Origin of the sequence: Pseudomonas sp. MF6776 (genome assembly GCF_016613125.1) — a bacterium.
Taxonomy (GTDB): Bacteria; Pseudomonadota; Gammaproteobacteria; order Pseudomonadales; family Pseudomonadaceae; genus Aquipseudomonas; species Aquipseudomonas iridis.
Genome location: NZ_JAENSQ010000009.1, coordinates 151,731 through 174,444, shown reverse-complemented (window position 1 = coordinate 174,444; position 22,714 = coordinate 151,731). Strand labels below are relative to the sequence as shown.

Annotated in this window: 17 protein-coding genes; all 17 read right to left on the bottom strand. The window is 60.0% G+C overall.

Features of this window, described 5'->3' with window-relative positions; all coding sequences use genetic code 11:
* Window positions 1-91 precede the first annotated feature (91 nt).
* Complete coding sequence (locus JJD74_RS13140) at window positions 92-1,330, bottom strand: YncE family protein (protein ID WP_200614457.1); 1,239 nt, start codon at window positions 1,328-1,330, stop codon at window positions 92-94.
* 260 nt (window positions 1,331-1,590) lie between these two features.
* Complete coding sequence (locus JJD74_RS13135; RefSeq protein WP_200614454.1) at window positions 1,591-2,349, bottom strand: PIG-L deacetylase family protein; 759 nt, start codon at window positions 2,347-2,349, stop codon at window positions 1,591-1,593.
* A 155-nt stretch (window positions 2,350-2,504) separates the two neighbouring features.
* Window positions 2,505-3,191, bottom strand: a complete 687-nt coding sequence (locus JJD74_RS13130; RefSeq protein WP_042559002.1) for a glycosyltransferase — start codon at window positions 3,189-3,191, stop codon at window positions 2,505-2,507.
* Entirely contained in the window at window positions 3,188-3,787 is a 600-nt protein-coding gene (locus JJD74_RS13125) for an SAM-dependent methyltransferase (RefSeq protein ID WP_200614451.1), read from the bottom strand. The genes JJD74_RS13130 and JJD74_RS13125 overlap by 4 nt, the downstream gene beginning before the upstream one ends.
* On the bottom strand, window positions 3,784-4,554 hold the full coding sequence (locus tag JJD74_RS13120; protein WP_200614450.1) for a PIG-L deacetylase family protein: 771 nt from the start codon (window positions 4,552-4,554) through the stop codon (window positions 3,784-3,786). Before JJD74_RS13120 ends, JJD74_RS13125 begins: the two co-directional genes overlap by 4 nt.
* Entirely contained in the window at window positions 4,551-5,549 is a 999-nt protein-coding gene (locus tag JJD74_RS13115) for an acyl-CoA dehydrogenase family protein (RefSeq protein ID WP_200614448.1), read from the bottom strand. Before JJD74_RS13115 ends, JJD74_RS13120 begins: the two co-directional genes overlap by 4 nt.
* A 1-nt stretch (window position 5,550) precedes the next feature.
* The gene (gene glgX / locus JJD74_RS13110; protein ID WP_042559006.1) at window positions 5,551-7,710 is read right to left on the bottom strand and encodes a glycogen debranching protein GlgX; all 2,160 of its coding nucleotides are present in this window, start codon (window positions 7,708-7,710) and stop codon (window positions 5,551-5,553) included.
* A gap of 223 nt (window positions 7,711-7,933) precedes the next feature.
* Window positions 7,934-8,263, bottom strand: a complete 330-nt coding sequence (locus JJD74_RS13105) for a DUF2934 domain-containing protein (protein ID WP_200614446.1) — start codon at window positions 8,261-8,263, stop codon at window positions 7,934-7,936.
* Between the two features lie 27 nt (window positions 8,264-8,290).
* Entirely contained in the window at window positions 8,291-11,059 is a 2,769-nt protein-coding gene (locus tag JJD74_RS13100) for a malto-oligosyltrehalose synthase (protein WP_200614444.1), read from the bottom strand.
* The gene (gene malQ, locus JJD74_RS13095; RefSeq protein WP_200614441.1) at window positions 11,056-13,134 is read right to left on the bottom strand and encodes a 4-alpha-glucanotransferase; all 2,079 of its coding nucleotides are present in this window, start codon (window positions 13,132-13,134) and stop codon (window positions 11,056-11,058) included. Before malQ ends, JJD74_RS13100 begins: the two co-directional genes overlap by 4 nt.
* On the bottom strand, window positions 13,131-14,933 hold the full coding sequence (gene treZ, locus JJD74_RS13090; RefSeq protein WP_115148060.1) for a malto-oligosyltrehalose trehalohydrolase: 1,803 nt from the start codon (window positions 14,931-14,933) through the stop codon (window positions 13,131-13,133). Before treZ ends, malQ begins: the two co-directional genes overlap by 4 nt.
* Before the next feature lie 18 nt (window positions 14,934-14,951).
* On the bottom strand, window positions 14,952-16,538 hold the full coding sequence (gene glgA / locus JJD74_RS13085; protein WP_042559011.1) for a glycogen synthase GlgA: 1,587 nt from the start codon (window positions 16,536-16,538) through the stop codon (window positions 14,952-14,954).
* Window positions 16,539-17,121: 583 nt separating this feature from the next.
* A complete protein-coding gene (locus tag JJD74_RS13080; RefSeq protein WP_200614439.1) occupies window positions 17,122-18,075 on the bottom strand; it encodes a D-2-hydroxyacid dehydrogenase family protein in 954 nt (317 codons plus the stop codon).
* A gap of 13 nt (window positions 18,076-18,088) precedes the next feature.
* A complete protein-coding gene (locus tag JJD74_RS13075) occupies window positions 18,089-19,138 on the bottom strand; it encodes an alpha/beta fold hydrolase (protein ID WP_047300959.1) in 1,050 nt (349 codons plus the stop codon).
* Between the two features lie 86 nt (window positions 19,139-19,224).
* Window positions 19,225-19,659: a YqaA family protein gene (locus tag JJD74_RS13070; protein ID WP_200614436.1), complete on the bottom strand. Its 435-nt coding sequence runs from the start codon at window positions 19,657-19,659 to the stop codon at window positions 19,225-19,227.
* A complete protein-coding gene (locus JJD74_RS13065; RefSeq protein WP_200614434.1) occupies window positions 19,659-20,105 on the bottom strand; it encodes a DUF411 domain-containing protein in 447 nt (148 codons plus the stop codon). Before JJD74_RS13065 ends, JJD74_RS13070 begins: the two co-directional genes overlap by 1 nt.
* Before the next feature lie 272 nt (window positions 20,106-20,377).
* On the bottom strand, window positions 20,378-22,369 hold the full coding sequence (locus tag JJD74_RS13060; protein ID WP_115148059.1) for a methyl-accepting chemotaxis protein: 1,992 nt from the start codon (window positions 22,367-22,369) through the stop codon (window positions 20,378-20,380).
* Window positions 22,370-22,714 lie beyond the last annotated feature (345 nt).

Sequence of the window (22,714 nt, the reverse complement as noted above, 5' to 3'; positions counted from 1 at the left end):
GGCGTGCAGGGCGGTTTATGTGTGTCGTAGCGGACGTAATCCGCTACGACAGCTCGCTCATTTGAATTTCCAGGAGTGGGTATTCAAATCCTTATAGCCACGAGACATCCCATAAGTTGTCGTCTTGATAATTGCAGATGTATACGCGCTGGCCGTCCTTGCTGAAGGCTACTGCGGAAGGCTTGCGGCCAGCAGGGATGGGGCGAGCATCCAGTGTGTTGGTATCGAATATCGTGGCTTCGTTATTATTTTCACGCCCGAGACCACACAAGTGTTTTCCATCTGGTGTGATTGCTAACTTTGTTATTTTTAACTTGGTTGGTATGCGGCGTGTAACCTTGTTTGTGCGGGTGCTGATTTCGATTAATTCATTGTAATACTCCCTTGTAACATATAAGAATTCCCAGTCAGGGCTTGCGACCATGTCTGAAGAGTTGTCTCCCGTGTCTATAACGTCAATAAGTCTCAAAGTGCTGGTATCAATTACGCCAACTCCTCCTTGCGTAGCACCTATGTCATTTTGGCTTATAACATAAACTAGACTGCCTTCGGGGTTTATAAGGGTTTTACCCAAGTTATATCCCACGTCTATTGTTTGGATAGTCTGGCCGTCGGCAATATTAATTACTTCCAGTTTTCCAGGGGGTTCACCGCTGATGTGATCGGTTGCGCAATAGAATCGGGTGTTGTCAGGGCTTAAAGACAATGATTTAGCGTGATGCCTGCGAGTGTAGGTCCGTTCGAGTGTCAAGTCAGTTGCATCATACCCGACGATATTGCCCGCACAAACGTAGACTCGCCTGCCGTCTGGGGAGAGTACTGCACTAATGTGATAGCCAAAGTAGTCCGGGACCACAGATTTCGTTATTGTCTGTGTCGCGAGATTGATCAGGTCCAGCGATCTATCACCTGTACGAAATGGCCATTCATAACAGCATACATAGGCGAATGTTCCATCGGGACTGACCGTCATGTACTGTGGATCTTGAATGTGTGTGATTTTCAGTTTGTCTGCCACGGTGAACGTCCGGATTGCCGACTCTGTGCCCGAGCCGTACAAGGCCTTGGCTTTGAAACTGTGCGCGGCCACGCTAAGTTCGTTAACGGCCAGTTCCCAGACGCCGGTGGTCGCATGAACTACGGGCTGCCCCTTGGACGTCGTGCCGTCGAACACTTCAACTTTCTGGCCCTTGGCCGCAGTGCCAGTCAGTGTGACGGCGGTTTCTACGGTAGTGCCACCCTCGGGAATTTCATCCCCGCTCGGCGAGCCTTTGACGGATGTAATTTGCGGCTTCACATCCTCCACAGCCTTGATGGTATAGGTGCGCACCGGGAACGTTACCGCTTTGCTTTTATCGGAACTGCGATCAATGCGTGTTTTTGCGTCGGGGACCAGCGTGGAGAGGTCCAGTTAGGGGATGTCGAGTTCCTTTAAGGTCGGGTTGCTGTTTTCGGGCAGGTCGTTGGCGGACATGGGTGAGGTACTCCGGTCGGTTAGGGACCGGAGTCATTACGCGCTGAATGGGAGGATTGCGCACCTGTCAGATCTGACAGGTGCCGACGAATGGTCATTCGCGCGCGAGTGATAAGTCAGACGAAAACAATCTCATACGGCAATCGCATCCGCTCAAGAATCACCGGTGGCAGCATCGGTGCGATGCCGAGTGCCGGTTCGCCCTTGAGCTGGCTGGCATAAGCGTGGGTGGCGTGGCTTTTGCGGGCGACCGTCCAGGTGTCGAGGCGCAGTTTTCTAGCTCGCTGCCAGGGGATCAATTGCTGGTCGCGCTCTGGCCAATGCCATGCCCAGACGGGTACGTCGTGGAAGGTCGCCCCGGCCAGTTCTGCGGCTTCGGCGGCGGCGCGACCGACTGCCTCATGGTCATTGTTGCCGTCGCCGCGCCAAGTGCTGAACACCACGTCGCCGTGCCGCAGGTAACGGCCGATGAACTCGGTCAACTGGCTGTGCTGATCGCTCAGGGCGTTGTCGGTGAAGCCACCGCGCACCCATTTCAGGCTGTGCATCGGCAAGCCGAGGCGGCGCAGGGCTTCGACGCTTTCCTGCGGGCGGAATACACTCAGGCGTTTTTCCGACCATTGTTGCGAACCGGGATGGCTGGCGCTGCCATCGGTGATCGAGAGCAATTGCAGTGGATGGCCCAGGCTTGAAAGTAATTGCAGCAGGCCGCCGCAGGTCACGACTTCGTCGCCGGGATGCGGCGCAATGATCACCGCGCGTGCGCCAGTGGGTACCAGGCTGCGGGTGTTGATGACGGGGATGTTGTCGAGTTGCGCCGCGCTATTCCAGATTTGCGCCGACGAAGGACCTTCAGTTAGCGATAACGGTTTCATGGGTGTGACGTCCTTGTTTGTCTCGCCCTCGATCGCGCTCACCGTCATGAAATCCGACGTGGTCGACCCCTGAAGGCTGGTTGATTGCCTGGCAGCGCTCCGAATCCTGGATTGCCGCGCACAGGAGTATTGCCCATGAATTCAGATTCGTCGCGTCACAGATCAATCTGATCCGGTTTTTTTGCGTCCAACTGTGCCAGATGACGCAGATAGTCGCCAAAGCCGCCGCGGGCCCGACTGTCCAGGCGAGCGCTGGTGTGAACCTGCGGGCGATGACTCCAGGCGATATTGGCGCCGACCAGTTCCAGCTCCCGGACCAGTTGCACATCTTCGTCGCACGCCAGCGGTTTAAAGCCTCCGGCCCATCGATAGGCGTCAGCACTGATGCCCAGATTGGCGCCGTGGATATGCCGATGACCATCGCAGGCCCGATAGTTTCGGTGATAGTGGATTTGCGCCGCTTCATCGAACGACTCATGCCAGCGCTCAACGGTGACCGTGCCGCACACCGCGTCCGCGCCCAGCCCGAGTTGAGCCACCAGCCAGTCATCGGCGACCCGGCTGTCAGCATCCGAGCAGGAGATCCAGCGCGCGCCGCGCTCCAGTAACAGTTGGGCTCCGGCGGCGCGGGCCTGGCCGACGTTGCGGGCCTCGATGTGCAGACTCTGCACTGGATAGCGGCTGACGATTTGCGCCGAGCGATCAGTGCAGCTGTCGAGCACCACCAGCACTTCGACTCGCTCACCAGCGAGCAAACCGTGCTGGCTGGCGCGTATGGCCGCACTCAGGCATTCGTCGAGCAGGTCTTCTTCGTTGTGCGCCGGGATCAGAATGCCAATCATCGCAAGCCCTCCAATGCCGCCACCGAGCGCGGTTCGCGGCTCCACACCTCGAGAATGAAGTCCGACTCCTGGTGCAGCGCCACACGCGGCAGCCGCAATTGTTCGTGAATCAGATCGTGAACCTGCCGTGCGTTCAGCGGGCAGCCTTCAATGGGCGGGCGCCAGTGACAGGCCAGCAATTGCCCGTCGGCCGTCAGTGAATCGCTGATCCGACGGATCACCTCTGTCAGATCACTGCCATCGAGGTAGTAGCCGATTTCGCTAAATACAATCAGGTCGAATTTTTCCTCCGGCCAGTCGCCGGGCAAGCGGCTCTGGCGGACTTCGGCGTGATCAAACAAGCCCAATCGGGTTTTCGCCAGTTTCACCGCAGCACTCGCCGTGTCACAGCACAACAGTCGGTCACAACGGCTGGCCAGTTCTGCGCTCAACTCGCCATTGGCACAGCCCGGTTCGAAAATCGCCCGATAGTGCGCTCGAGGCAACGCCGCGAGGGTAATCGCGCGTTTGCGCTGTTCGTACCAGCGTTCGCGGAAAGCCCAAGGGTCATCGTTATCTGCGAACAGGCCTTCGAAATATCGATCCTCGACGCTCATAAAAACACCACTTCGAAGGGTTGGAGTAGACGCTCGAGAATATGCGGCGCCAGGACCGGGGCGAGTGCGGCGGCGGGATCACCTTCCAGTTGACTGGCAAAGGCGTGCACTGCGTGGCGTTTGCGTGCGACTTGTTCAGGCGTCAGCAGAATCTTGCGTGCTCGTTGCCACGGCACGACCGCGTCTTCGGGGGTTGCCCAGTGCCACGTCCACACGGGCAGTTCGTGGCAGCTTGCCCCGACCCTGCGCGCAGCGTCGGCACTGGCGCGGCCGACGGCTTCGTGGTCGCAATGGCCGTCTTCACGCCAAGTGGTAAACACCACATCGCTGGGACGTAGATAGCGCTCGATAAAGTCGCTCAATGCAGACTCCTGAGCGGCCACCTGGGTGTCGGCGAAACCACCGCGCAGCCATTTCAGTTGATGCATCTGCATGCCGAGCCGGCGCAAGGCTTCGGCGGACTCTTGCGGACGAATCACGCTTAAACGCTCCACCGGCCAGCGCTCCGAGCCGGGGTGACTGGCGCAGCCGTCGGTGACCGAGATCAGTTGCACTGGACGGTCGGCGGCGGCGAGCAGTTGCAACATGCCGCCGCAGCCCAGCACTTCATCGTCCGGGTGCGGTGCAATGATCACCGCCCGGGCGCCCGCAGGCACAAGCTTGAGAATATCGATGCTGTCCAGTTCCGCCAGATGCCGCGAGTTCTGCCATTGCTGCAGGGACGTGCCGTGACCCACGATCGGATTGTCTTTCTGCGCGGCGTTCATAGCGACCAGGCCTCGGCAGATTGCGCGGCAACTATTTGGCCGAGGGCGGCGAGGTCGCGTTCGGCGTGGCTTTGTCGCAGGAACACGGGCAAGTCGGCGATGAGGCGGGCGAAATGCCGATCCTTGCAATACGGTCCGGCGCCCAGCGCGCGGCCAGCTTCGCGAATCACCTGCTCAGCCGACTGTTCGACCACGGCGCGGGCGCGACGGGCCAGGAGTTCGGCGTTCTCTTCCGGATGCGCATCGATGTGCAAGGCGCTGAAACGCAACACATCAGCGGCCGCCTGCAACGCCGTATCGACTGCGCCGAGGTGGGCGAGGGCGTGGGGTTCCTGTCGTTGCGTGCACTGTTGGCGCAACACTTCGGCAATCTGCCGTGCCGCGCCATACCAGCAGGCGGCGATGCCGATCCCGCCCTGCCAAAACCCCGGACGTTGCAGGTAGTCGCCAGGATTACCAATGGCCTGGGCTTCGGCGCCGTCGAACAACACTTCGACGCTACCGGTAGCGCCCATGCCAACCGCTTGCCAGCCCTGATCGGTGACGGTCACGCCCGGTTGATCGAGTGCGACCGCAACCAGTTGCTGTTGATCATCGGCGTCCCACGCAGTAAGCAGCGCATGGCTGAGAACGGCGGCGCCAGAACACCAGGCCTTGCGTCCATGCAACGTGACCAAGTGCCCGGCGGGTCTCACTTGCACCCGCGCCTGCGGCGGTTCTGCCGCCCACATGCCCCACGTGCTGCCTGGCGTTGGCGAACCGCCCAGTTGCTCAATGATAGCCAGCGCGTCGGTGTGGCCTTCATAGAGTTTGCACAGCCCCAGATCGTGGCCGCTGACATTGGCCAGATGCTGCCACCGCTGCAGCGTGTGACCGCTGCCCGGCAGCGGCAAGCGGTCGAGCCCTGCCTCGACCATCGCCCGCAAGCAACCACCCAGCGCTAAGGTATCGCTGTAGTCTGGGGGGCGGCGGGCGAGGTAGTTTTGCAAGTCCATATCAATCTTCTTCATCACGTTGCAGTTCAAACAGCAGCAGCGAACGCCCGGTGACCGAGTACTCGTGGCCGAAGTCGAATCGTTCCTGACCACGGATCGACGGCTGATTGGTGTCGATCATGCACGTCCAGAAACTGCCCTCAGGCACTTCCGGCAAGGTGAAGTTGACGACGTCGTGGTGGGCGTTGACCACCAGCAGCAGGGTCGCATCGGCGCCCTTGCGGCGGATGCCGGTTTCCTGCGCGCGGCCATCGAGCAGCATGCCCAGACAACGGTTATTGGCGTCGTGCCAATGTTCGGTGGTCATCTCGGTGGCATCGGGTGCCAGCCAGGTCACGTCCTTGACGCCGATGTCTTCGTTGTATTCGCCAACCAGGAAACGGCCACGGCGCAGGATCGGGTAAGCAAGGCGCAACTTGATCAGGCGTTTGACGAATTTCAGCAGGGCTTTGCCGTCCTCGCTCAGGTCCCAATTGACCCAGCCGATTTCACTGTCCTGGCAATATGCGTTGTTGTTGCCGTCTTGAGTCCGCGCGAATTCGTCACCGGCGACGATCATCGGGGTGCCTTGGGACAGCAGCAGGGTGGCGAAGAAGTTGCGCATCTGCCGATGGCGCAGGGCATTGATCTCGGGATCGTCGGTCGGGCCTTCGACGCCATGGTTCCACGACAGGTTGTTGTTGCTGCCGTCCTGATTGTTCTCGTCGTTGGCCTCGTTGTGCTTGTCGTTGTACGACACCAGATCATTGAGGGTGAAGCCGTCGTGGGCGGTGATGAAGTTCACCGACGAATACGGCCGCCGTCCACGCTGGTTGAACATCTCGCCGGATGCGGTCATGCGGGCGGCGAAGTCGGCTACCTGGCCGTCGTCACCTTTCCAGAACGCACGCACGGTGTCGCGGAACTTGTCGTTCCACTCGACCCAGCCCGGCGGGAAGTTACCGACCTGATAACCACCGGGGCCGCAGTCCCAAGGCTCGGCGATCATTTTCACCTGACGCAGCACGGGGTCCTGACGGCAGGCCACGAGGAAGCTGTGACGCTCGTCAAACCCGTCGTGATAGCGACCGAGAATGGTCGCCAGGTCGAAGCGGAAACCGTCGACATGCATCTCACTGGCCCAGTAACGCAGCGAGTCGGTGACCATTTGCAGCACGCAAGGGTGACTCAGGTCCAGGGTGTTGCCGGTGCCGGAATCGTTGATGTAATAGCGTTTGTCATCCGGCATCAGGCGGTAGTACGACGCGTTGTCGATACCGCGCATCGACAGGGTCGGGCCTTGCTCGTTGCCCTCGGCGGTGTGGTTGTAGACCACATCGAGGATGACTTCGAGGTTGGCTTCGTGCAGGTGAGCGACCATCTCCTTGAACTCGGCGATCTTGCCGCTGGCCAGATAACGCGGGTCAGGGGCGAAGAACGCGATGCTGTTGTAACCCCAGTAATTGGTCATGCCCTTGTGCAGCAGATGCTGGTCGTTGACGAAAGCGTGGATCGGCAGCAACTCCACCGACGACACCCCGACGCTGCGAATGTGCTTGAGCACATCGTCATTCATCAAACCGGCGAAGGTGCCGCGCACATTTTCCGGCACCGATGGGTGCCGCATGCTGATGCCGCGCACATGGGTCTCATAGATGATGGTTTTGTCCCACGGCACGCTGACGCGCTGATCGTTGCCCCAGGTGTGCGCCGGATCGATGACCTTGCACTTGGGTACAAATGGCGCACTGTCGCGTTCGTCGAAACTGAGGTCGGCGTCAGGGTGGCCGATGGTGTAGCCGAACAGCGCTTCCGACCATTTGAGTTCGCCAACCAATTGTTTGGCGTAGGGGTCGATCAGCAGTTTGTTGTGGTTGAAGCGGTGGCCGTTGGCGGGGTCATACGCGCCATAAACGCGGTAGCCGTAAATCATCCCCGGGTGCGCGTCGGGCAGGTAACCGTGATAGATCTCGTCGGTGTATTCCGGGAGTTCGATGCGTTCGAGTTCGACTTCGCCGGCATCATCGAAGATGCACAGTTCAACCTTGGTGGCGTTGGCGGAGAACAGGGCAAAGTTCACCCCCAAGCCATCCCAGGTCGCGCCGAGCGGGAAGGGCAGACCCTCACGAATTCTCGATGGCTCGGCGTGTGTGGCGGGCTCGGCTTTATTTGGACGGGTCATGATTGCTCCTGCAAAATTCGGGTAGTTCGTTTTACACAAGCCCCTGTGGGAGCGAGCCTGCTCGCGAAGGCGGTAGGTCAGCTAACAGCGATGTCGGATGTACCGACGTCTTCGCGAGCAGGCTCGCTCCCACAGGTGTTTGTGTGCTTTTTTCAGGGCGAGTGAGCCCTCGGTGGCGAGCACGCTCGCCACACGGTCGTTCAGTTCAATACTCGGAAGAGCGTCAGTTCGCCGGGGGCTTGCGTGCGGCTCGCGGTTTTTTCTCGGCGGCTTTTTCGCCCGGCGGGATCACCGAGGCAGCGCTTGCAGGCTTGGCCTTGGACGCCGCTTTAGGTTTTGCCGCTGCGGTTTTGCTGTCTACTGTCTTGGTGGTTGCAGACTTGCCAGCGGTTTTACTGCCGGCAGCCTTGGGCGATTTTTTCGGCGCCAGTGCTTCGGCCTCGGCCAGTTTGCGCGCCATCTCCCAGTGACGTTCTTCCTGGCCTTGCGGCTGACCTTCAGATTCCCAGATCTGATAGGCGAACTCGCGAATGCGTTTATCGTCGGTACTCATCGCAATACTCCTGAACTGAACTCACGCTTAGGTTAAGTGTTGGATATAGAGATTGACCGGGACATCCCCCAGCGCGTCGCTGACTTTCAACTCCCTGTTTTTTGTGACTGCGCGGGTTGCAAAAAGTCCCTTCAGGTTTGTGTCAGAGGCGGCGAACGGTAAAACCACTCGCGTATCGCCCCAGCGCAGCGCATCGACCTGCGGTACAGCACTGTTTTCCAGCAAGCTCGCGCAGCGAATCGGCACGATGACGATAGCTTGCAGCCCTGCATGTTCGCGGACAAAGGCGAGCACGTTGTGCGCCTGGCTGCCCAGCACCTCCAGGGCCTGATACGAGCCGCGGCGGAACAACTCGGCATGCTCGACGCGCAGGTTCAGCACCTGGGCAATCAAGGCCTGCTTGATGCGCCCGTCACGCCAATCGTGCAGCAACTCCCCGACCGGTAACGCCGCTTGCAGGGCGTGCTCGCGAGCGGCGTAATCCACCGGCCGACGATTGTCCGGATCGACCAGGCTGAAGTCCCAGAACTCGTTGCCCTGATACAAATCCGGCACTCCCGGTACGGTCATGCGCAGCAAAGTCTGCGCCAAACCGTTGAGCGCGCCGGCGGCGGCGATGCTGTTGACGGTCTTGTGCAGGGCCGCGCGCAGCAGTTCGCCTTCTTCGCCGGTGAGCAGTTTTTCGGTGAACGACTGCGCGGCGTTTTCATAGGCTTCATTGGGAGCGCTCCAACTGCTTTGCAGCTTGGCTTCGCGCAACGCTTTCTGCTGCCATTGCCAGATGCGTTTGGCGTAGTCAGCCAATCCGGCCTGATCGCCATCGTGCAGATCCAGCGGCCAACTGCCGAGCAGGGCTTGATAGAGAATCAGCTCATCGCCGGTCGACGGCATTTGATCGTCACTGCGCACCGGGCGGGCGAGGGCGCGCCACAGTTCGATCTGTTCGGCGTACCAGTGGCTGCGCTCGCTGAGAACAGCGAGGCGCGCGCGGGTGTCTTCGCCGCGTTTGTGATCGTGGGTGGCGGTGGCCAGCAGGTTGTCGGGGAACTGCTCCAGACGCTGCTGATTGATCTCGTGGAAATCGCTGACCGGTGCGCTGAACTGTTCGGTGTTGTAGCCGACGTCATTGCGCGACAACAACACGGCCGAACGATACAGCGCCGTGTCTTCCACGGCTTTGGCGGCTGCCGGTGAAGTCAGTTGCTGGAAGCGTACGCAAGCGTGCTTGAGGATCTTGCGTGAACGCCCGCGCGGCTTCTGCCGCCACGGCGTGCCACCGAGCCAGGCCGCGACGCAGTCGAGCACCGGCCAGTCGCCTTCGCCGAGGGTCTGCCGCGCACCGTCCATGGCCTGCTGGAAAAACACCTCATCCTGAGCGGAGCGGCCCATCGCGCTGATGTAGGTGCGATAGACCGGGAAGTGCACGATCAACGCCTGCAAGACCCGGCGGATCGAGCCGAGGGTCAGGTCGCGGGTCATCAAGTCATCGCGGGCCACTTGCAGTAACGCCTGCGCGACACTTTCGCAATCGCTGGCCAGCGAGCCGTTGAGGATCTGCTGACGCGCCAGTTGCGCCTCTTCGATGAACGCGGCAGGGCGTTCGGTGCGGCGTTGCCACAAGTCGCCCAGCACGTGCTCACCGTCGGGATCGTGTTGCAGCAGCGACAGTTGATTCATGAACTCGTAACCGGTGGTGCCATCCACCGCCCAGTCGCGGCGCGGGGTTTCGCCGGCACCGAGGATCTTCTCGATGTAGATCGGCAGATGCCGCCCCGGCGCGAGCAGATCGACACGGCGGCGCAGTTTGCGGCAATAACCACGCGGGTCGGCGAGGCCGTCGATATGGTCGATGCGCAGGCCATCCACCAAACCTTCGGCGATCAACTGGAAGATTTTGCCGTGAGTCGCTTCGAAGACCGCCGGACGCTCGACGCGCAAGCCGCCCAGTTCGTTGATGTCGAAGAAGCGCCGCCAGTTGATGTCATCCGCCGCCGTGCGCCAACTGGCCAGGCGATAACTCTGGCGTTCCAACAACTGATGCAGCTTTTGGAAACCTTCTTCGGTGGTGGAGTCGTAATGCGCCATATTGCTGTGAATGGCTGCGAGAATCTGCGGCTCGCTTTCCAATTGCCGAAGCTCTTCTTTCAGAGGAATGGCCAGCGAATGAGCATCGGTCTGGTAGCTGAGCGAGCTGAAACGGTCGGCCAGGGATTTCAGCGCTTCTTCGGATTTGAGCAGCTCGCCGTAATCGTTCGGGCAGATCGGGAAATGATGGTCATAGTGCTCGACATAAAAGCCGCCGGTTTGCGCATTGAACTGCAGCTTGAGCGTGCCCTCTTGCAGCGCGACACCGTAATCACTGCCCAGAAACGGCAACAGCAACTGGCCTTCCATCAAAGGGTCCGGCGAGTGCCACTGAATGTCGAAGAATTCGCCGTAAGGGCTCAGACGGCCCCACTCCAGCAAGTCCAGCCACCACGGATTGTCGTTGCCGCCGACCGCCATGTGGTTGGAGACGATGTCGAGGATCAGCCCCATGCCGTGTTCGCGCAGGGTACTGACCAAGCGGCGCAGCGCAGGCTCGCCACCTAGTTCCGGATTGACTTGTGTCGGGTCGACCACGTCATAGCCGTGCATCGAACCGGCGCGCGCGGCGAGCAGTGGCGAGGCATAAATGTGGCTGATGCCGAGGCGCGCAAAGTACGGCACCAGTGGCACGGCTTGTTCGAGGGTGAAGCCTTTATGAAATTGCAGTCGCAGGGTGGCGCGCAACGGTTGTATGTTCGCTTGGCTCATTGGTCACGCTCGGCAGCTTGCAGGCGCGCACACGCCAAGAGTTCCAGACGCCGTGCGGCATCCGCACCGTCAAGCAATGCTTCGCTGTTGCCGGGCAATCGCCGCGACCAGTTCGGGTGCGTGTCAATGGTGCCCGGCAGATTGGCTTGCTCGTCGATGCCCAGCGCATCCTCTAGCGGCAGCAGCACCAGCGGGGCGCGGGTATGGCCCAGGTAACGCACGGCGTCGTCGACGATTTGATCGGCTTCGTGGGATTCTTCGCGAAAATTCTGCGGGTCCTGACTCAAGGCACCGCGCAAGCCTTCACGCTCACGCTGGCGGTAGCGACGCCATTCGATTTCGCCATTGGCATCGACAAAACCCAAGCGGGCGTTCCAGTCGATATCGCGGCCATGCCACCAGCCGTTGAGCGTCGGCAGGTCGTGCGTGCTGGTAGTCGCCAGTGCGTTGTCCGGCCAGTCGAGAATCGGTTTGAAATGGGTGTTGTTCTGTTCGAACAACAGCACGCGCATGCCAAGTATGGAGCGGGCGATGAGTTTTTCCTGCAGGCCGTCGGGCACGGTACCGAGGTCTTCACCGAGGACGATGGCTTGATGGCGGTGCGACTCAAGGGTGAGCAGACGCAGCAAATCATCCACCGGGTAATACAGGTACGCACCGTCGGCCGGCGCCGATCCATTGGGAATCACCCACAACCGCTGCAGGCCCATGACATGGTCGATGCGCAGGCCGCCGGCATGGGCGAAGTTGGCACGGAGCATTTCGATGAATGCACGAAAGCCATTGCGAATCAGACCTTCGGGAGAAAATGCGGAAATCCCCCAACCCTGACCGGAACGATTGAGGATGTCGGGCGGCGCGCCAACTGTCAGCGAGGCGAGCAGCTCATCCTGAAAACTCCAGGCCTGACTGCCACCGCCATCGGCACCGACCGCCAGGTCGGCGATCAGGCCAATACCCATGCCTGCACTGCGCGCAGCGGTTTGGGCGCGTTCCAGGCAGCGGTGGATCAGCCATTGGCAAAAGGCGAAGTAGCCGATGCGCTCGGCATACTCTTCGGCGAATGCTCCGAGGGCAGCGCCACGCGGGTCGTGCCAGTGCTCGGGCCATTCGCGCCAGTCAAGGCTCTCGCCACGGGCGGCGCGCATTTCCTGAATGGCTTCAAAGCGGCAGTGGTTTTCCAGCGCATCGCCACCGGCGTGACGGAAACTGGCGAAGTCGGGGTGCAACGGATGATCGCCAGCGACAAAGCCTTCATACAAGGCTTGCAGCAGTTTTTGTTTGGCGTCGGCGGCGGCTGGCCAATCGACCAGTTTCAGGTCTTCGAGTTGCGCGAACTGCGCCGCCAGGCCTGCGCTGTCGATAGCATCGCGCAGGGCGCGTTCGCCGAGAATCGTGCCGGGCGCGGCATACAGGGAATTCAGAAACAAGCGACTGGACGGCGAATAAGGGCTGTATCGCCCGGTGTCGGCGCTGAACATCGCGTGCATCGGGCTGATCGCCAATGCATCGGCACCGCGCTCGCCGGCGACCCTGGCCAGTTCTTCCAGGGCCTGAGTATCACCGAAACCGCCGTCGCCAGCCCGACGCAGGCCATATAATTGCACGCTCAGACCCCAGGCGCGGGGGAGCGGGTTGTCGACCGCATCGCCGACACTGAAGCAGCGTTCCGGCGCCACGGCCAGCGTGAAGTACTGATCGTCAATGTGCACTTGCTGATAGCCGACCGGGACCACGCCAGGCAGCATGGCTTCGGAATCGAGTTTCAGGTTCATCCGCGAACCGTCTTCAAGGTGGATTTCACACGGCGTTTCGGGTTTGAAAAAGCGTGCCAGATCAACGCTGACGCCCACGTCACTGGTCAGCAGCGGGGGCAGATGGCGGTCTTGCTGGACTTTTTGCAATTCAAGCAGGCTGGCATCGATTTCCAGCGCCGTGCTGGCGGGGTGGCCGAGGCCGATCAGAACATTGCGCAGCACCGCCGGGGCGACTTTTTGTGGCCGCCCGTTGGCGTCAATCCAGTCGACGGCAAGGCCGGCTCGGCTGGCAAGAATTTCCAGTTGCGCATCGCTCATAGGCGCTCTCCATTCAGAGGTTGCAAGGGGGTTGCGGCCGTGAGGCTGACGAGCGCGCAATACGGTGGCAGCAGGCCTTCATCCGACACTTCGACGGCGGGCGGCTTTTGAAACAGCCACACCGCGCCGGTACGTGGAGGGTTGACCACTGCGGTATCGCTGAGGTTCAGGTCGATTCGCAGCTCACTGCCATCGCCCAAACGCCAACGCGCACTGACGGCCGCATAACCCAGCATTTGCGCGCCAAGGGCCTGTGTGCCACTGAGGTGCGGAATGATGTGCTGATGGCGCAATTGCAGAAGTTGCCGGTACAGCGCGAGGGTTTCCTGCTGTTGCGCGGTGCCGCCGTCTATCAGCTGTGGCTGCGAGGCGTGGAAGGTTTGCTCGGCATTGGGATCGGGAATCTGCTCGCGTTTATGCGGATCGGCGAAGGCGCTGAACGCGGCGAATTCATTGCGCCGGCCCTCGCGCACCAGCTCCGCCAGTTCGCCATGATGGCTGGTGAAAAACAGGAACGGCTGTTCGGCGGCGAACTCGTCGCCCATGAACATCAGCGGAATCATCGGCGACAACAGCAGCAACACGGTAGCGGCTTGCAAGGCTCGAGGGTCGGCCAGTTGGTGCAGGCGTTCTCCAAAGGCACGGTTGCCGATCTGGTCATGGTTCTGCAAGAAAAGCACGAAAGCGGTCGAAGGAAGATGTTCGCTCGGTTCACCCCGAGGCTCGCCATGGCGGGTGATGTGGCCCTGAAACACGAAGCCCTGGCTCAGGCAGCGCACAAGTTGCTCGGTCGGTTGCAGCGCGTAATCGGCGTAATACGCATCGGTCTCGCCGGTCAGCAGCACGTGCAGGGCGTTATGCCCATCATCGTTCCACTGCGCGTCGTAGTCCTCTTCGAGCAGGCTCGACTGGTTGAATTCGTTCTCCACGGTCAGCCAGACGTGCCGGGAAGGATCGACCTGCTGGCGGATGCGTCGCGCCAGTTCGCGCAGGAATTGCGGGTCTTCAATGGCATGCACCGCGTCCAGGCGTAACCCGTCGAAGCGGTATTCCAGCAGCCACATCAAAGCGTTTTCGATAAAAAAATCACGGATTTCCAGGCGGCGGAAGTCGATCCCGGCGCCCCACGGCGTGTGCTTGTCCTCGCGGAAAAAGCCTTTGGCATAGCGGTTGAGATAATTGCCGTCGGGGCCGAAGTGGTTGTAGACCACGTCGAGAATCACCGCCAGACCATGGCCGTGGGCGGTATCGATCAGGTGTTTGAGCTGTTCGGGCGTGCCGTAGGACGCTTGCGGTGCGTAGTGCAAGACGCCGTCGTAGCCCCAATTGCGATCGCCGGGATACTGCGCAATCGGCATCAGTTCGATAGCAGTAATGCCCATTTCGGCCAGTCGCGCAAGATGCGTTTCAACCGCCGCAAAGCCGCCGAGCGCGCCAACGTGCAGTTCGTAAATCACCGCCTCGTGCCACGGGCGACCGTGCCAGGCGAGATGTTGCCATTGATAGGCGAGAGGGTCGACCACCACACTGTGGCGATCGATGTCACCGTCCTGAGCCCTGGAGGCCGGGTCGGGCACCTCCAGTTCGCCATCAATGTTGTAACGGTAGCGAGTGCCCGCCGGACAGCGGGTCTTGACCACAAACCAGCCGTCTGCCTGAGGCAGCATCGGCAGCGACTCTCCATTGTCCAGTTCTACACTGACGTAAAACGCGTCAGGTGCCCACAGCGCAAATTGTGTGTGTTCGGCGTCCAGCTTGATCGCGCCGTGGGGCCAGTTCTCTTGGGTCCGTAACGGCATCGTTAAAAAACTCCCTGCTTATTTGTGGTGAGCCTTACCCAGTGCCTTGGCGACCAGTTTTTCGTAAAGTTCAGCGTACGGTTCGACCGCTTTGCACCAGTTGAACGGCGCAGCCATGGCGCGGCAACGCATGGCGTTGAGCAGTTCAGGGAAAGCGAAAACCTTGAACGCGCGGCTCAGCGCTTCGCGATAGCTTTCAGGCGTGGATTCGTCGAAGAGGAACCCGGTCATGCCATTTTCAATGGTGTCGGCCAGACCCCCGGTATTGCGCGCTACGGGCAGCGAACCAAAGCGTTGCGCATACATCTGGCTCAGGCCACAAGGCTCATAACGCGAAGGCATCAACAGGAAGTCGCTGCCGGCAAACATGCGGCGTGCGTCAGTTTCGTTGAAGCCGATGCGCACACCGATCTGGCCGGGGAAGCGCAACGCCAGTTCACGCATGGCCTGTTCTTCTTCCGGCTCGCCACGTCCGATGATTGCGATCTGCCCACCGTTCTGCACGATGTACTCGGAGACAGCCTCGGTCAGGTCCAGGCCTTTCTGATAAACAAGGCGCGACACCACAGCGAACAGCGGGCCAGTGGAATCTTTCAGGCCAAACAATTGGCGAACGTGCGCGGCGTTGACCGCTTTGCCTTCCCAGTCGCCGATGGCAAACGGCGCGAACAGGTGCGGGTCGGTTGCGGCATCCCAGCTTTCATCGATGCCGTTGGGAATGCCACTGAGCAAACCTTGCTGGGTTTTGGCGGCGAGAAAACCGTCGAGACCGCAGCCGAAATCCGGGGTAGTGATTTCCTGCGCGTAGGTCGCGCTGACCGTGGTGATGTGGCTCGAATAAGCCATGCCGGCCTTGAGGAACGACATCTTGCCGTAGAACTCCATGCCTTCCTGTTGCAGGGCATGGTTCGGGATGCCGAGTTCAGGGCACGAGCCCAGGCTGGTCACGCCTTGATAAGCCAGGTTGTGGATGGTGAACAGGGTTGGCGTACGCTGACCGCGCCAGTGCATGTAAGCAGGCGCCAGGCCAGCGGGCCAATCATGGGCGTGCACCAGGTCCGGGCACCAGTGAATTTGTGCGAGGTTGGCGGCGATATCGGCAGCGGCCAGGCCCAGACGTGCGAAGCGAATGTGGTTGTCCGGCCAGTCGCGGCCGTTGTTGGCGCCGTAGGGCGAGCCTTCACGCTCGTAGAGTTCAGGGCAGATCAACACGTAGATCACCAGCCCGTCGGGCATATCCATGCGTCCGATCTTGCACGGCGGCAGCGCTGCATGGCCGCCGAGTTCGCCGATGATGTGGATAGGGTTCTCGCTGTGCATCACCTGCGGGTAACCGGGGATTAACACCCGGACGTCGTGCAGATGCGCCATGGCGCGGGGCAGGGCGGCGGACACGTCACCCAGGCCGCCGGTCTTCACCAGATCGGCGATTTCCGAGGTCACGAACAATACTTTTTTCTTGTTGGGATTCTGACTGGCTACCGGTGTCAGTGTTTTGCTGCTCGGGACGTTGATCGACCGGCTGCCGGGAATGCTGACGGTGCTCGCTTCGCCTATCGACTGCTGAGCACGTTCTCCCTGAATGTCCAATGCCGCACTGATCATATGAATCTCCCGTGTTTTTGATCTGATTCTTGTCTCAAACAAACGATGTTCATGGCCAAATCCTGTGGCCGGGCGCAAACGCACCGCGCAGTGGGGAGCAAACGCTACCCAACACGCGCAAAGCAGAATGGGTGGAGAGGCCATTGCAAGGATTGCACCACTCGCTTCAGCCCTACCTTTGAGATGACCCGCCGGGCTCCGCAAAAGTTTCGACTTTTTTTCGAGTTTGTGACCGACAGTTTTTACCCCGCGAAAATGAGTCTAGGCCAGATCCTAGAGCGGGCCAGAGCAAATGGGTAAATTGTTCGACAATCGGTTACGTGGTGTTGCGAGGGTAGGGATGTGGAGGGAAACGCACCGACGAAGGGCAGGTTTTTTTGCCTGAAAGGGTCAAAACGGTGACCGGACGGTCACGTTTTCGTGCTAGCTAGGAAGGTAGGCGCACTGTTGTGGTGCGGGGAGTTTGTTGATAAGCCGATCACCTTGCCCTATGTAGGAGCCGCCGAAGGCTGCGATCTTTTGATCCTTGTTTCCGGGTTCAAAATCAAAAGATCGCAGCCTGCGGCAGCTCCTACAGGGGATCTCAGTTGAGCAGACGTATTGAGTCGCCCGCCGTCCAAGCCTGAATACCCTCGATCATTTGCGAAAAGAATTGCTGATAATTCTGCCGACTCACATACCCCACATGCGGGGTCGCCAGCACATTGTCGAGTGTGCGAAACGGGTGCAGCGCTGGCAGCGGTTCCTGATCGAACACATCCAGCGCCGCGCCGCCGAGCTGTTGTTTCTGCAAGGCCTTGATCAGCGCTGCTTCATCGACAATCGGGCCGCGGGCGGTGTTCACCAACAGAGCAGTCGACTTCATCCAGGCCAATGCCTGCGCATTGACCAGCCCACGACTGCGGTCGCTGAGCACCAGATGCACGGAAAGCACGTCCGCCTGCTCAAACAATTGTTGCTTGCTGACATAGGTCACGCCGGCTTGTTGCGCGCGCTCGGCCGTGAGGTTTTCGCTCCAGACGATAACGCGCATGCCAAATACCTGCCCGAACTGCGCCACCCGTTGCCCGATGCTGCCCAAGCCGAGGATGCCCAGCGTCTTGCCATGCAAATCGCCGCCAAGGCCTTGTTGCCACACGCCTGCGCGCAATGCGTTGGCTTCATTGAGCAGGTTGCGCGTGGCGGCCATGATCAATGCCCAGGTCAGTTCCGGCGCGGCGTGTTTGTAGCTGTCGGTGCCGCAGATCCTGATGCCCAGCGCCGCTGCGGCTTGCATGTCCAGCGCTGCGTTGCGCATACCGCCGGTCACCAACAACTTGAGATTGGGCAAACGCTTGAGCAGGTCTTCGTCAAAACGCGTGCGTTCGCGCATCACGCAGATCACTGAGTACTTGCCCAGACGTTTGGCCAGCGTGGCATTGTCCGCCGGGTAATCATGCTCGAACGTCACCTCACCGATGCCATCGAGCACCGACCAGTCGACCACGTCCCGCGCCACGTCCTGCCAGTCATCGATCACCGCAATCTGCACCGCCATCAGCCTTACCTCATCAATCAACGGGATTGGTTTTGTTCAGCCAGCCGAGCAGGGCCTGGTGAAACTTCGCCGGCTCTTCCATCTGCGGCGCGTGGCCCATGCCGGGGAATTCAACCAGAGTCGACTGCGGGATCAGTTTGGCGACCTGTTTACCAAGCACCTCATAGTGACCGATTTTCGCTTTCACCTCAGGTGGCGCGAGGTCCTTGCCGATGGCCGTGGTGTCGGAGGTGCCGATCAGCAACAGTGTCGGCATCTTCAAGTCCTTGAACTCGTAGTACACCGGCTGGGTGAAAATCATGTCGTAGATCAGCGCCGAGTTCCACGCCACCTGGGTCTTGCCCGGGCCTTTGCTCAGGCCGGCGAGCATGTCGACCCAGCGGTCGAATTCAGGTTTCCAGCGGCCATCGTAGTAAGTCGTGCGCTCGTAGTCACGAATGCCTTGGGCGGTAACTTTCAATTCCCGTTGGTACCACTGATCCACCGTTCGATACGGCACGCCGAGGGCTTTCCAGTCTTCCAGACCAATCGGGTTGACCAGTGCCAATTGGTCCACCTGCTCCGGGAACAGCAGCGCGTAACGCGTGGCGAGCATGCCGCCAGTGGAATGGCCAAGCAGGGTGGCTTTCTGAATGCCCAGCGCTTTGAGCAATTGCTGGGTATTGGTTGCCAGTTGCTGGAAGCTGTATTGATAGTTGTCCGGTTTGCTGGAGGTGCAGAAGCCGATCTGATCTGGCGCGATCACCCGGTAACCGGCCTCGCTCAGGGCCTGTATCGAACTGTCCCAGGTGGCTGCGCAAAAATTCTTGCCGTGCATCAGCACCACGGTGCGACCGTTGGCCTTGCCGAGGGCGGCGACATCCATGTAACCCATCTGCAGGGTTTTGCCCTGAGACTGGAAATCGAAGTGTTTAAGCGTGTAGGGGTATTCGAAGCCTTGCAGCTGTGGCCCATACGCCGGACCTTCGGCGGGTGCTGTCGTTTGCGTGGCGCCATGGGCAAACAGCGGCAGGGCGGCAGTCAGGAACAGGCCGGGCAGCCAACGGGATAACGTGACAGACATAAGGGCTAACTCCATTGAAATCGGCCGATGCTGGAACGGCGGGATTAGGGCGACGTTAAACACAGGCAATGTGCGGCGATGATGGTTCAACCGATCCAGCCCAGCGTCAGCATGGCCAGCACGCCATACCGCGCGCCTTTGGCGAGGGTGACGATCAACAGGAAGCGCCCGAGCGGCTCGCGCATCACCCCGGCAACCAACGTCAGCGGATCGCCAATAATCGGCAACCAACTGAGCAGCAGTGACCAATGGCCGTATCTTTCATAGTGCTTGCGTGCGGTTTCCATGTGTCTGGCGCTGACCGGAAACCAGCGCCGATCCTGAAATCGCTCAAGGCTGCAACCCAGCCACCAGTTGACCAGCGAGCCGAGCACATTGCCCACCGTCGCCACCGCCAACAATCCCCAGAGCCAGTAACGGTCGCTGACGATCAACCCGACCAGCAGGGCTTCGGATTGCAATGGCAGCAACGTCGCGGCGCCGAAGGCGGCAAAGAACAGTCCTGTGTAAGCCGCGCCCATCAACGAGCCGGGTAGTCCGCCACTACGACGTCAGCGCCGTCCTTTTTCAGACCAATCACTTGATAAGCATCGCTCATACCGTCCATTTCCATGCCCGGCGAGCCGATCGGCATGCCCGGTGCGGCAACACCCAGCAGATCGTCACGCTTGCTCAGGGCCAGCACTTGCTCCGCCGGGACATGGCCTTCGACAAATTTGCCGTTGATGATTGCGGTGTGGCATGAGGCAAGCCGTGGCGGCACGCCGTGTTGTTGCTTGAAGCTGCTCATGTCGGTTTCAACGTGATCTTCGACTTTGAAACCGTTGGCTTCTAGGTGGCTGATCCATTTTTTGCAGCAGCCGCAATTAGCGTCGCGATGGACTTCGATGGGAATCAGGTCGACAGCCTGGGCCAGGGAGGAGATGAACAGGGCGCTCAGGGCGACCAGACGCAGGTGGGTTCGCATGACGGACTCTCGACTCGGGTGGCGGTCAAAAAGAACGTATTTTGACCGGTTTTTCCTGCCAGGCATCAACTCAGTGTTTCAAGTTGCTACAAGGCAGGCTGGCAGGATAATCGTAGATCAACCCTGACAGCCCCATGAGCGAGAGATGACAAATCCGTAAGGTTGCACGCGATCGTGGGTAGGAGCTGCCGCAGGCTGCTATCTTTTGATCTTTTAAAAGCAACATCAAAAGATCGCAGCCTGCGGCAGCTCCTACATGAGATTGAGGTGAATCAACTGACCTTGAAGCGCCCCATGATCGCACTCACGCGGCTGTTGGCTTCAAGCAACTGGCGGGTGTTGAGTTCACTGGCCTGGCCGCTTTGAACCAGTTCATCAACCATGTGGCGAATCTGCACCATGCTGCGGTTGATCTCTTCGGTCACCGCACTTTGCTGCTCGGCGGCGGTGGCGATTTGCGTGCTGAGGCTGTTGATATGGCTGACGGAACCGGCCATTTCATCCAGCCCCGAGTTGACCCGTGCCGTGGCGTCGGCCGCCGACTGGCAACTGGCTTGAGTGTTTTCCATGGCGCTGACCGACGAACTGACCCCTTGGGTCAGGCGCTTCAACATCTCGTTGATTTCCGAAGTGCTGGCCTGGGTCCGGGCGGCGAGGGCGCGTACTTCATCGGCCACCACGGCGAAGCCGCGACCCTGTTCACCGGCGCGTGCCGCTTCGATGGCGGCGTTGAGGGCCAGGAGGTTGGTCTGACCGGCAATCGCGCCGATCACCCCGAGAATCTCGGTGATGCGTTGAGCGTCCTGTTGCATGTTTTCGACTTTATGGGTGGCACTGGCCACTTCATCGATCAGCGCAACCACGCTGTTAGTCGCCTCGCCCACCACCACCCGCGAACGGTCGGCGTTTTCGTTGGCGCGCTGGGTGAACGCCGCGGTTTCAGCAGCGTTCTGCGCCACGCTTTCGGCGGTCGAACTCATCTCGGTGATGGCGGTGACGGTCTGATCGGTTTCCGAAGCGTGACGCAGCAGAATCTGGCTGGTATGCGTCGAGGTACGTTGCAGGTTGTCGAGGCTCGACGCCATGGCGCCGGTGGCCTGGGTGACTTCACCGATCATGTTTTGCAGATAGGCAATAAAGGTATTGACCGAATGACCGATGGCGCCGAGTTCGTCCTCGGCGCGGATGGTGATGCGTCGAGTCAGGTCGGCATCGCCGCTGGACAGCAGGTCGATGTTGGCTTTCAGCGCTTTCATGCGCGAAACCAGCTGACGGATGGCGTAGATCTGCAACAGCACTAACAGAATCACCAGCGGAATCTGCAACAGGCTCAGGGTGCTGAGCACATCGTCACGCTGAGCGGTGAGCATTTTGGTCGGCAGAGCAGTGGCGAGGAACCACGGCGTGCCCTCGATCGGGCGCATGAAGAAGGTGCTGGCTTCACCGTTGTTGTCGAATTCGACGCGCTGCGCCTGATCGCGGCTTTGCAGGCCCGCCTTGACCTGGCTGGCGAAGGTCGAGCTGGCAGCCAGTTCGCTGATGTTCTTCAGCACGATCGGTCCGCTGATGCGCGAACTGTTGCTGATGATTTTTCCATCGGCCTCGACGATGAGCATTTCGGCGTTGAGGTCTTTTTCCTTGCGGGCCACCAGGTCGTTGAAGAAACCCAGGGTGACGTCGATGGTCGACACGCCCCAGGCATTGCCGTTTTTCTGGATGGCCATGGCGCAGTTGGTGCGCGGCTCGGCGCTGGCGTCGTCCTTGTAGGCCGCCGCCCATGCGCACTGGCCGCGCGGGGTGGCCATGCCGCCCTTGTACCAGGTCTGGTCGTAGTAGTTGGGCGCCGCATCACTGTTCCAGAACGTGTTGACAGCCAGTTTGCCCGAGGCATCGCGATGCCAGAAGGTGCTGAACTTGTTGCGTCCGGCTTCACGCTGGCCGGGTAGCGGCCAGATACCACCGCCAAACACTTTCAGTTCGCCGTATTGATCCACCAGGCCCGGCAATACCGTGTCGATGGCCGCGCTGTCGAGCAGCGGGATGGTCTGGGTGATGCTGCGTTGTTGCGCCTGAACCTTGTTCAACTCGCCCTGAATCTGCTCCGCGACTTCGGCAATGCGGTTGAGCACCACTTGTTCTTCGGTATGACGCAGTTTGGGCGCTACCAGTTGGCTGATACCGACCACGGTCAGCACTGACAACAGCAGCATGAACAGAACCAGAAACAGCGTGTAGCGAGCCTGAATAGTGCGGAATGCGGGCATGGAAACCGGTCCTTGAGCTGCGATTCTTATTAGGGGCGGGAGGCATAAACAGTGCGGGTATCACTAGGTATCGTCGTTGCCGTCAGAAGCTTTAGGTACCGGCGTGCTAAAAAGCGGAAGGCCGATGACTGGTCGGTATCGAACCTGATACACAGGAATTAACCAGCCATGGCACCGGAGTGAATTTCTACCGGTCGCGGCGTGATGAAGGGCTTGAAAGCCAGCATCCACGGAGGTCTGCTGATTTGTATCGAGAATGTACGAGAATTGTAAGTGAGTGCACAAAAAGGGTTGGTGCCATCAGTGAGCCGGTGGATACTCCCCAGCATTCGAGTGCTTCAACAA